The sequence below is a fragment of the Flavobacterium sp. CG_23.5 genome, from assembly GCF_017875765.1.
Lineage (GTDB): Bacteria > Bacteroidota > Bacteroidia > Flavobacteriales > Flavobacteriaceae > Flavobacterium.
The window spans coordinates 206,505-218,697 of record NZ_JAGGNA010000001.1; the positions used below are offsets into that span (position 1 = coordinate 206,505).

At 32.5% G+C, this 12,193-nt stretch carries 8 protein-coding genes; 7 read left to right on the top strand and 1 reads right to left on the bottom strand.

The window, feature by feature from the left end; translation table 11 throughout:
* Nucleotides 1–6 precede the first annotated feature (6 nt).
* Entirely contained in the window at nt 7–1,893 is a 1,887-nt protein-coding gene (gene dnaK, locus H4V97_RS00730) for a molecular chaperone DnaK (RefSeq protein ID WP_196849661.1), read from the top strand.
* 79 nt (nt 1,894–1,972) lie between these two features.
* Here dnaK and H4V97_RS00735 read toward each other — a convergent pair whose 3' ends face one another.
* The gene (locus H4V97_RS00735) at nt 1,973–2,872 is read right to left on the bottom strand and encodes a Brp/Blh family beta-carotene 15,15'-dioxygenase (RefSeq protein ID WP_209548661.1); all 900 of its coding nucleotides are present in this window, start codon (nt 2,870–2,872) and stop codon (nt 1,973–1,975) included.
* Nucleotides 2,873–2,987: 115 nt separating this feature from the next.
* Between H4V97_RS00735 and H4V97_RS00740 the strand changes: the two genes are divergently transcribed.
* The 6 genes from H4V97_RS00740 to H4V97_RS00765 all read left to right on the top strand — a co-directional run bounded on the left by H4V97_RS00740 (nt 2,988) and on the right by H4V97_RS00765 (nt 12,167).
* Nucleotides 2,988–3,713, top strand: a complete 726-nt coding sequence (locus H4V97_RS00740) for a bacteriorhodopsin-like (RefSeq protein ID WP_209548662.1) — start codon at nt 2,988–2,990, stop codon at nt 3,711–3,713.
* Between the two features lie 154 nt (nt 3,714–3,867).
* Nucleotides 3,868–4,470 (top strand): hypothetical protein, encoded by a 603-nt coding sequence (locus H4V97_RS00745; RefSeq protein WP_209548663.1) that lies wholly within the window; start codon nt 3,868–3,870, stop codon nt 4,468–4,470.
* A gap of 227 nt (nt 4,471–4,697) precedes the next feature.
* A complete protein-coding gene (gene corA, locus H4V97_RS00750; protein WP_209548664.1) occupies nt 4,698–5,768 on the top strand; it encodes a magnesium/cobalt transporter CorA in 1,071 nt (356 codons plus the stop codon).
* A gap of 145 nt (nt 5,769–5,913) precedes the next feature.
* Nucleotides 5,914–8,007, top strand: a complete 2,094-nt coding sequence (gene pta / locus H4V97_RS00755) for a phosphate acetyltransferase (protein WP_209548665.1) — start codon at nt 5,914–5,916, stop codon at nt 8,005–8,007.
* Nucleotides 8,008–8,124: 117 nt separating this feature from the next.
* Nucleotides 8,125–9,324, top strand: a complete 1,200-nt coding sequence (locus H4V97_RS00760; protein ID WP_209548666.1) for an acetate/propionate family kinase — start codon at nt 8,125–8,127, stop codon at nt 9,322–9,324.
* Nucleotides 9,325–9,422: 98 nt separating this feature from the next.
* Nucleotides 9,423–12,167 carry a LuxR C-terminal-related transcriptional regulator gene (locus tag H4V97_RS00765; protein ID WP_245345171.1) on the top strand — a complete coding sequence of 915 codons (2,745 nt, stop codon included), beginning with the start codon at nt 9,423–9,425 and terminating at the stop codon, nt 12,165–12,167.
* Nucleotides 12,168–12,193 lie beyond the last annotated feature (26 nt).

The window sequence follows — 12,193 nt, forward strand, 5'->3', positions numbered from 1 at the left end:
GTAAAAATGGGTAAAATAATCGGAATTGATTTAGGTACGACAAACTCTTGTGTTTCTGTAATGGAAGGTAACGAAGCAGTGGTTATCCCTAACGCAGAAGGAAAAAGAACAACACCATCTATCATCGCTTTTGTTGAAGGTGGAGAGATTAAAGTGGGAGATCCTGCCAAAAGACAAGCGGTAACTAATCCTACCAAAACGATTGCTTCTATCAAACGTTTTATGGGTCACTCTTTTTCAGAAATTACTGCTGAAGCAAAAAGAGTTTCTTATTCTGTAGTAAAAGGAGACAACAATACACCACGTGTTGATATTGATGGTCGTTTATATACTGCACAAGAATTGTCAGCAATGACTCTTCAAAAAATGAAAAAAACAGCTGAAGACTATTTAGGCCAAACTGTTACTGAAGCAGTTATTACAGTTCCTGCTTACTTTAATGATGCACAACGTCAAGCTACAAAAGAAGCTGGTGAAATTGCAGGTCTTAAAGTAATGCGTATTATCAACGAACCTACAGCTGCAGCGCTGGCTTACGGTCTTGATAAAAAAGGTAAAGATCAAAAAATTGCAGTTTACGATTTAGGTGGAGGTACATTTGATATTTCTGTTCTTGAATTAGGAGACGGAGTTTTCGAAGTATTATCTACAAATGGGGATACTCACTTAGGTGGAGATGATTTTGACCATGAAATTATTGACTGGTTAGCTGCTGAATTCTTAACTGAAGAAGGTATTGACTTACGTCTTGACCCAATGTCATTGCAACGTTTGAAAGAAGCTGCTGAGAAAGCAAAAATTGAATTGTCTTCTTCTGCGGAAACTGAAATTAACTTGCCATACGTTACTGCTACGGCTTCAGGACCTAAACACTTAGTTAAAAAATTAACTAGAGCTAAATTTGAGCAATTAACTGATTCATTAGTGAAACGTTCTATGGCACCAGTTGCTAAAGCGCTTAAAGATGCAAATTTATCTGTTTCTGATATTGACGAAGTTATCCTTGTAGGAGGTTCTACTCGTATGCCAAGAATCGCTGACGAAGTGGAAAAATTCTTTGGTAAAAAAGCGTCTAAAGGAGTTAATCCTGATGAGGTTGTTGCTATTGGAGCAGCTATTCAAGGTGGAGTTCTTTCTGGAGATGTAAAAGATGTATTGTTACTTGACGTTACACCTTTATCTTTAGGTATCGAAACTATGGGTGGTGTTATGACAACTCTTATTGAGTCTAATACAACTATTCCAACAAAAAAATCTCAAGTTTTCTCTACTGCTGCAGATTCTCAACCAACAGTTGAATTGCACGTATTGCAAGGAGCTAGAGCAATGGCTGCTGATAACAAAACTATCGGTCGTTTTAACTTAGACGGTATTCCACCAGCACCAAGAGGTGTTCCACAAATTGAAGTAACTTTTGATATTGATGCTAATGGTATCATCAAAGTTTCGGCTACTGATAAAGGAACTGGTAAATCTCACGATATTCGTATCGAAGCTTCTTCTGGATTAACTTCTGAAGAAATCGAAAGAATGAAACAAGATGCTGAAGCTAACGCTGAATCTGACAAAATCGCAAGATCTAGAGCAGAAAAATTGAACGAAGCAGATGGAATGATTTTCCAAACTGAAACTCAATTGAAAGAATTAGGTTCTAAATTATCTGACGAAAACAAAGTGGCTGTAGAATATGCATTAACTGAATTGAGAATGGCGCACCAATCTCAAGACATTCCTGCAATTCAAACTGCTCTTGACAACATCAACGCTGCTTGGAAAAAAGCAACTGAAGCGATGTATGCTCAAGGAGAACAAGGTCAAGCTGAAGCACAACCTCAAGGGGATGCTGCTCAAGGAGACAATGTTGAAGACGTTGAATTTGAAGAAGTAAAATAATAATTTCCCGTAGAGACGCACTGCGGTGCGTCTTTATTGTTGATTTAAAAAACCGTTCGCCTGTGGTGAACGGTTTTTTTTATGCGATTTTCGAATGCTTTTTATGCGACATTTTCAGAATTACTAATACATGCGGAAACGTAATTGCTGCTAGAAAAGAGAAAAACAACCCGTTGAATATTTCCGTATCCCTAAACAGGAAATAAAGAAGTCCGATACCCAGTAATGAGGCGAACCAATAGACAAAGCCATTCCTACAATACGCTATAAAATGGGTAAAAGTAAAAGAACCATGCAGATATTTTATTTGGTCTAAAATAGAAGGAATGCTATGCCAAATGATAAAGTAAATGGCAAAACCCCAAATTAAATCTGAAGTTTTAAATAATATTGCAAAAAGCAAAAGAAAAAACAATTCTCTTTCTAATTTTTTTCGAAAGGATTCAAATTTCCAATAAAAATAAACACTTAAACTTATAAAGATCAATCCGCTAATTATGAGGGTTTCATTTATATAGTAGGACGGAAGTTTAAATCTAATAATTTCTGTTACTATAATTTGGACTTCATTGATATGAAAGAAAAACAATAAGAACAAGAGAACAATTCCGTATGTAAACGGGTAGAGAATAAGCAGCCATTTTGGGACATCAAAATCTAAATACAACCCTTGCTGATCGCCAAAATGGAACGCACTTACCAAAATGAATAATAGCAAGGCTAACACAGGTACTAAATAGAAAAGTAGTAACCCACTTAAAACTACCAGAACATAATATATTAGAATTTTTGTAAAGGAAAACGCGTTTTTTGAATCGTTTGTATTCTTAATTAATAGCAAATCATTAGCCCCATGTAAAATTCCGAACGTAAAAATGAGTAAAAAACTAATGAATATTTGAATTTCTTTAGGGAAAAAGGAGTTGAGCCACAAACAAAAAAAGCTTGCTACGATTGCGAAATTTGTATATTTAAGCATGTTTGAATTAAGTTTGTTTAAAATTAAGTAAAAATATTTTAACAAAATGTATTTTGTTTGTTTAACTTTTATTATATTTACTTCAACAAATAACCTTAACCTTTAAATTTAAATTATGACAAATTCTATGTTTATTACTATGTTGGTTGCAAAATTATCTCCTACAGATTATGTAGGATTTACTTTTTTCGTTGGTTGTATGGCTATGATGGCCGCATCAGCATTTTTCTTTTTATCACTGAACCAATTTGACAAAAAGTGGCGTACTTCAGTCTTAGTTTCTGGTTTAATTACTTTTATTGCCGCAGTACATTATTTTTACATGAGAGATTATTGGGCTTCGTTTGGAGAATCACCTACTTTCTTTCGTTATGTTGACTGGGTTTTAACGGTGCCATTAATGTGTGTTGAGTTCTATTTGATATTAAAAATAGCAGGAGCTAAACAATCATTGTTATGGAAAATGATTATCTATTCATTAATAATGTTAGTTACGGGTTACTTTGGTGAAGCCGTAAATCCAGAAAATGCTCAAATTTGGGGATTAGTATCTGGAATAGCTTATTTCGCTATTGTTTACGAAATATGGTTAGGGCAAGCTTCTAAATTAGCTGCCGCTGCAGGAGGAAATGTTCTTGCCTCACACAAAATATTATGTTGGTTTGTACTTGTAGGTTGGGCAATTTACCCATTAGGATACATGTTAGGAACTGATGGATGGTACACGGGAATCCTTGGAAAAGGAAGCGTAGATGTCGCTTACAATATTGCTGATGCCATTAATAAAATTGGTTTTGGATTAGTAGTCTATAATTTAGCAGTAAAATCACAAGCTAACTAATTTTCTTTTATTTAATTTGTTTACTAAAACCGAGCTTTTTTAAAGTTCGGTTTTTTTATGCAATGGATTTTTTTATTTAGTTAAAAAACAAAACGGATTATTTTGCATCAAATATTATTGTAATTTTCAATCCTAGTTGAAATCTTAATTCATTATGAAAAAAATAATCCTACTTCTTACACTATCATTTTTTTGTACTACTATTTTTAGCCAGTCAAATAAGTCATCCAAAAAATCATCCTCTTCACTAGTTCTTGCAAAATCAGAAAATGTTTCGGCAGAGATGAATAAGAATAAATTTTATTTGTCTTTCACCAATAAAGAAGAAAAAAAAGATACAATTTTATTGAAAACTTTTGACTCAAATAAGGTGCCATTAGAATGTAAGATTGAGGCGTTTATAACCAAAGGAACTACCTTGCATAAAATAACTTGGTTGGAAAAAAAGAGTGCAATAACCAAATTAAAAACTGAAGATGCGGTAACAACTGTTTCTGTAATTTGTGATATTGCTTCAAAAACAAAAGTCCTGACGAATGAACAAACCATGACTAAAATAAAAGAAATACATTTTTTGGATGTTAACCAAACTGTTTCTGAAACCATTGATAAAATTAGAAACGAAGGTTTTGAATGTATAGTAAACAAACAAGGAGATGTGGTATTGAAAAATAAAGGAAAGGAAAATAAAATGATTTACAATCCTTCAGATAAAAAGTTTGTATTCGCCTCAGCCGGACAATCTAAGAAAAAATAATAAAATCAAGTTTTAATATTTAACCCGACCCGTTTTAAAAATGTGTCGGGTTTTGTTTTTAATACGAGATACGTCATTAATCTGCTATTAGTAATTATTATTTCTGCATATCTTTGTTTTTTTTAAAATAAGTCAATATGAAAACTTGATTTTTAGAATGTCCAATTCCTAAAGTTGAGATTTATTGATAAAAGTATTTCGTAATATTACTATACAAATAATTTTGAATGAGAAAAATTAAGTACAAGAAAGGCAGAAAATTGCAGCCTTTTAATTTGGAATATACCGGAATTCACAAGCAGCATGAGTCAGAAATGCAGTTGTTTGTTTTTGACAATTTTGATTTGACAGAATATGAGGATTTTAAAGTTTCGGATCTGGATAAATATATCAATACTCAAAAAATGAATTGGCTGAATATTCATGGTTTAAATAATATTGAGCTAATAAAAGCGATTGGTGGTTATTTTGAAATAGATGATTTGATGCTTGCCGATATTTTAAATACGACTAGAAGAACAAAACTGGAAGAACTGTCCGACATCTTATTTTTTAATATAAAATCACTTCTGCCGGCTGGAGATTCCGACAATATCAGTGTGGAACAAATCAGTTTTTTGATAAAGGATGGTATTTTAATTTCTTTTCAAGAAAAGCGCAGTGATTTTTTCATGCATATCAGAGAACGAATTCGCACGCATTCAGGAATTGTTAGAACAAAAAAAGTCGATTATCTGTTGTACATCCTTTTGGATGCTATCATGGAAAATTTTTATATTACTATTGAAAATGAAGAAGACAAAGTAGAAGACCTAATTAACCTTTCGAAACGAAGTGCTGACCCCATTATTTTAGAGAGAATTGAAAAACACAGAGATAATTTTAATTTTGTTAAAAGATCCATTATTCCTTTGAGAGATTCTTTGTACGATATAAAAAGTATAAAAGATGACAATGTCTTTAATGCTATGGAAATGGATAATTTTAGTTTTTTTGCTCGATTGCATCAAAAAAGTTTAGAGCTGTTAGAACAAATTGATTCGGATATGGGATCATTAGAAAGTGCTTCTAATTTCTTTTTTTCGGCGCAAACGCATAAGATGAACGAGATTATGAAAACGCTGACTATTGTCTCCGCCATATTTATTCCGCTGACATTTATTGTGGGAGTTTATGGAATGAATTTTGAGTTTATGCCGGAGCTGCATTATCGAAATGGATATTATACCATTATTGGTATTATGATTTCTTTAGGAATTGCAATGATCTTTTATTTTAAAAAGCGAAAGTGGTTTTGAGAGTAGTAATCAGTAAAGATATTTAGTCTATAACAATAGAATGCCTTTAAAAGAATATAAAATCTCGGTCTTAAATAAAGGACTGGAGTGAAATATAGAGAATTTTCAACGCATAAGAATTATAATAAAAATAAAAAATATTAGAATGAACAAAGCCATATATATTGCAACCTCTGAACCTAATAGTGGAAAGTCAATTATTACTTTAGGTTTAATGAGTATGCTTATTGGTAAAACAGCTAAAGTGGGCTATTTTCGACCAATAATAGAAGATTTTGAGGATGGTAAAATAGACAATCATATTGAAACCGTAATCTCTCATTTTGGTTTGGATATTGCATTTGAAGATGCATTTGCAATTACTAAAAGCAAGCTAATCAAAAAGAAAAACAAAGGTAAAATAGGAGAAGTCCTTGATTTGATCATTGATAAATACAAACGACTGGAAGAACAATTTGATTTTGTTTTGGTTGAGGGAACTAGCTTTAGCGGTGAAGGAACGGTTATCGAACTCGATATGAATGTTCTTATAGCCAAAAATCTGGGTATTCCAACTATAATTGTGGGCTCAGGAGTTGGTAAAACATTAGAGGAATTAATCGATAGTCTTTATTTGGCGTATGATTCTTTTAAAGTAAAGGACGTCGAAGTACTGGCTGTTATTGCCAATAAAGTACAACCCGAAAATATCAAATTAGTTACGGATGGATTAAAAGCAAGTTTACCAAAAGATATTCTCGTGAATGCCATTCCGATAATTTCTAGTTTGAACAATCCGACCATTAAAGAAATTGTAGATGAACTCGAGGCAAAAGTGTTATTTGGTGGCGAATTCTTAAATAATGAAATTGGGAATTTTAGTGTTGGAGCAATGCAGTTACACAACTACTTGTTACACTTAAAAGAAAATGCTTTGGTGATAACTCCTGGTGACAGGGCTGATATTATATTGGGTGCATTGCAAGCCAATGAATCTGCAAATTATCCGACGATTTCAGGAATAGTACTCACAGGTAATATATTGCCTGATGACAGTATTCTCAAATTAATTGAAGGATTGACCAGTATTGTTCCTATTATTTCTGTTGAAGGAGGAACATATAGCATTACTAATAAAATAGGGAATATAAAATCTCAGATTTATGCTGACAATAAGCAGAAAATTGAAACTTCAATAAATACTTTCGAGAAGTATGTTGACTTGGATAATTTAGCTAAAAAATTAAGCTCTTTTGAAGCGGAAGGGATGACTCCAAAAATGTTTCAATACAATCTAGTAAAAAGAGCAAAAAAGCACAGAAAGCATATCGTTTTGCCCGAAGGGAATGATGAAAGAATTATTATTGCTGCTGCACGTTTGTTAGCAATGGATGTTGTTGATATATCGATTCTGGGAAATAAAAAACAAATAGAAAATAAGGTTGCAGAGTTGGGTATTGCTTTTGACTTTTCGAAAGTAAAAATCATCAATCCGATTCAATCTGAGAATTATGAAGATTACGTAAATACCTATTATGAGTTGCGTAAGAATAAGAAAGTAACATTGGCTATGGCCAAAGATTTAATGGAAGATGGTTCTTATTTTGGAACAATGATGGTGTATAAAGGCCACGCTGACGGTATGGTTTCAGGGGCGGCGCATACCACACAGCATACGATTTTACCAGCATTGCAATTCATTAAAACAAAACCAAATTCATCCGTAGTCTCTTCTATATTTTTCATGTGTTTAGAAGACCGGGTTTCTGTTTTTGGGGATTGTGCTATTAATCCTAATCCTACCGCAGAACAATTGGCGGAAATAGCCATTTCATCTGCTGATTCGAGTTTGGCTTTTGGTTTAGAACCAAAAATAGCGATGCTTTCGTATTCTTCTGGATCGTCTGGAAAAGGAGACGAAGTAGATAAGGTAAGAACAGCAACTGAAATAGTTAGAAAAAAACGTCCCGATTTAAAAATCGAAGGTCCTATTCAATATGACGCTGCCGTAGATATGGAAGTGGGAAAAAGCAAAATGCCAAATTCAGAAGTGGCAGGACAAGCAAGCGTTTTAATTTTCCCAGATTTAAACACAGGAAATAACACATACAAAGCGGTGCAAAGAGAAACGGGAGCATTGGCAATTGGTCCTATGTTACAAGGGTTAAATAAACCTGTTAACGATTTAAGTCGTGGTTGTACGGTTGATGATATTATAAACACAGTCGTGATTACCGCGATTCAAGCACAAGGATTGTAAAAAAGTTTTAAGTTTAAGGTTTTAAGTTTAAAAAAGTTAATATAATAAATATCTACCCCGTCTGCCTTTAAGTGGGAAAGTCCCGAAACTTCGGGACGGTAGAGGAAAACATAAAAAATGAAAATAGTAATTATAAACTCGGGGAGTTCTTCTATAAAATACCAACTGATTGATATGCCGGCAAATCACGTAATTTGTTCTGGTATGATTGACAGAATAGGATTGGAAACTTCTAATCTAACTTATGTAACAGATAATGTAAAATTAGAAGAGATTTTACCTATTCCTAGTCATAAAATTGGTTTAGAAAAAATCGCCCAATTGTTAATGGATGAAACCGTGGGCGTGATTAAAAGCACATCGGAGATTGAGGCTGTTGGTCATCGAGTGGTACATGGCGGAAGCACTTTTTCGAATACCATTATCATTGATAAGGAAGTGAAAGATAAAATCAAAAAACTTTTTGACTTGGCACCATTGCATAATCCTGCTAACTTAGAAGGTATAAATGTAGCCGAAGAAATCTTTGAAAATGCTCAACAAGTAGCAGTTTTTGACACGGCATTTCATCAAACAATTCCAGTAGTGGCGCATAAATATGCGATACCAAATCAACTTTTGACAGAAAATAAAATTCGAGTATACGGTTTTCACGGAACAAGTCATAAGTACGTTTCAGAAAATGCGATTCATTATTTAAGGGAAAACTCAATTAATTCGGCGTCAAAAATTATAACAATACATCTTGGAAACGGATGTAGCATGACCGCTATAAAAGACGGAAAAAGCATCGATCATACTTTAGGTTTTGGTCCTATGAACGGTTTGATTATGGGAACAAGAAGCGGTGATGTCGATCAATCGGTGATATTTTATATGGTAAATTCTTTGGGCTATTCGCTGGATGATGTCAATACAATGTTGCAAAAACAAAGCGGAATGCTAGGGATGACCGGTTACAGTGATTTGAGAGATATAGAAGCTAATGCAGAGAATGGAGACGTGGATTGCCAATTAGCATTAGATATGAATGCCTATCGAATAAAAAAATATATTGGTTCTTACACGGCTGTTTTGAATGGCTTGGATGCAATTATTTTTACAGCGGGAATTGGAGAGAATTCATCTTATATCAGAAAACTAGTTTGTACTGATATGGATTATTTCGGAATTGAATTAGACGATGCAAAAAATGAAATTCGTTCGAAAGAAATAAGAGAAATCAATACTCTAGATTCGAAAACAAAAATATTGGTGATACCTACCAATGAAGAAATTGAAATTGCCAATCAGGTTTATGAGTTACTTGTAAACTAAGAATAGATTTACACAGAAAAAAGCTTCTCAATCGGGAAGCTTTTTTTATGGTTCAAATTCAATAAATGTGATTATATTTGAAGACAAATCATACAATTTTGAAAGAAAGAATAATAAAAATAATACTTCTCTATTTTATATCCTCGCAGTTGTATTCGCAGGAGTTATTGCCATTTGTTGAGAATTACAATAAATCAAATTATCAGGGAGATAACCAAATTTGGAATGTAGCGCAAGGAAACGATAACGCTATGTATTTTGCCAATAACCATTATTTATTGCGTTATGATGGCGTAAAATGGGAAAAAAACATGTTGCCTAATAAGACCATTATACGTTCTATAATGGTCGACGGAGATAAAATTTATTCGGGATCCTATAAGGAATTTGGGTATTGGTTTAGAAAAGAGGGCAAGATGTATTACGTTTCCATTTCTGATAAAACGAAAGTTTTTGATGATAGTGATAATGAAGAGATTTGGAAGATATTTAAATTCAAAGGCAAAATTTACTTTCAGTCTTTTAACGGGATTTATCTTTATGATGCGAAAGTACTTAGGAAAATTAAGTTCCCTTTTCTGGTTTCCTATTGCTTTGTGGTAGAGAATCAATTGCTTGTTGCCGCGGTAGAAAAAGGAATTTATAAGATGAATGATTCTAAGTTTGAAAAAATACAAGGATGGACCATCTTAGAGAATAACGTAATTCACCATATTGAAAAATACCACAACAAAACCTATATTTTCACTAAAAAAAACGGAGTTTATATTGAAGAGAACGGTATTCTTAGGGTTTGGGATAACCCCTTAAATGCAGTTTTGAAAGCGGCAAATATCAACTTAGCCAAGTTTATTAAGGACAATAAATTAATCATAGGAACTGCTAATAAAGGCGTTTATGTTTTTGATTTCGCTACTAATTCATCTACAAGTATCAATCGAAATAACGTATTGATGAATAACTCCATTTTAAGTATTGGCCTGGATTCTGAAAATGATTTATGGCTGGGCTTGGACAACGGAATTGCGCATGTTGAGGTTAATTCACCAATCTCTATTTTTTATGATAATTCAGGTATTTTAGGTTCAGTTTATTCGGTGGCAAGTACGCCAAAGGGATATTTGATGGCTTCCAATCATGGCGTTTTTAAGTATGAATATAAGCAACTCTCTTTAATTCCAAATACCCAAGGGCAAGCTTGGAATATCAGTAAAATAGATAATAAATACGTTATTGGTCACAATGAAGGGACTTTCATTTATGAAAATGGTATTTTTTCTAAGTTAAATGATATAAATGGAGGTTGGAATTTTGTAAAAAGTAACATCAATAATACCTATCTGCAGGCTACATATAGTGGTGTTATCATTTACAATAATGCCAATGATTTAGGTCAAAACAAGCTAGTAAATGGACTTTTAAAACCTATTAAATATGTTGCTCAAAACAGAAAAAATGAAATTTGGGCGGCTGATAACTATCGAGGGTTGTATCGCATAAAATATAGTGATAGCGACGAAGGTACTCAGGTAGAAAACACTACTCAACGCCATAAAATAACGAATGACTTTGGGGTGAAAATATTTGAGTTCAGAGATGAAATTTTGTTTTTGATTAACAATTCTTGGTACACTTATAGTTCTATCACTAATCAATTAAAATTAAATGAATTGTTTAATTCGAATTTCAGAAACGTTTCTGAAATCATTGCGATTGATGAAAATCATTTTATGGTTTTAAAGGAAGGACTTTTATATCATATTGATGCCAAGGGAAATAGATTTGTTTGGAATGTTGTTCAGGAGAAATATTACAAAGGAAAAATTATTAACGACAATTTGAAAATTTTCAAAGATAAAGAAAATTATTTATTGAATTTGGATGATGGATTCATTTCCCTTCGATTAAAATTTGAGAATAAACAGAACACAACTGTAAAAATTGAAGCTTTCAATAATGATAATCTGTTAGAAGATAAATCAAAGATTGATTATAATTCAGAGCTAAAAATAAATGTGATTTCGGGAATATTTGGAGCAACAAAACCGAACTTGTTTTATAAAATTGATACTGCAAATGATTTCATTGCCATAAAAGAAGGGTTAATTGTTTTGAACAATATAAGTAATGGTTCACATATCATTACAATTTATAATCATGATGGTTTAAGTTATAGTAAAATTTCCACTTTTGAATTCACAGTTGCAAAACCTTGGTATTTTTCTTTTTGGATGATTCTGTTGTATTTCGCAATAATTGGTGCTGTTTTATTTCTTTATTATAAATGGAATAAAATGCAATACACTCAAAAGATTGAATTGAGAGAAGAAGAACTAAAACATCAAAAGAAAATTCTAGAGATGGAATTAAAAGCCGAAAATGAATTGAATGTTCAGGAGTATGAAAAGCACATCCTTGAATTGGAATTGCAATCTAAATCTTCAGAAGTTGCCGGTAAATCACTTTCTATTGCAAAGCAAAGTGAAATGATAGAAAATATTCAAGGAATTTTGGATACAGAAACCGACTTTAATAAATTGAAAAGTGAAATAAAAAAGGCCATAAAAATTAACGCTGTAAATAAGCATGAATGGGAAACCTTTGAATCCAACCTGAATCAAATTCACAATGAATTTATAATTAATCTTTCGAAAAAATATCCAGTCCTAACTTCAAAGGATATAAAGCTTTGTATTTATTTAAAAATGAATTTATCTTCTAAAGAAATTGCTCCAATGATGAATATTTCTTTTAGAGGAGTGGAGCTACATCGTTATCGATTAAGAAAGAAATTGAATCTTACTCAGGATGAAAATCTTTCTAAATTTTTATTAAGTTTATAATAAAGTTTATATTTTTATAGATAATA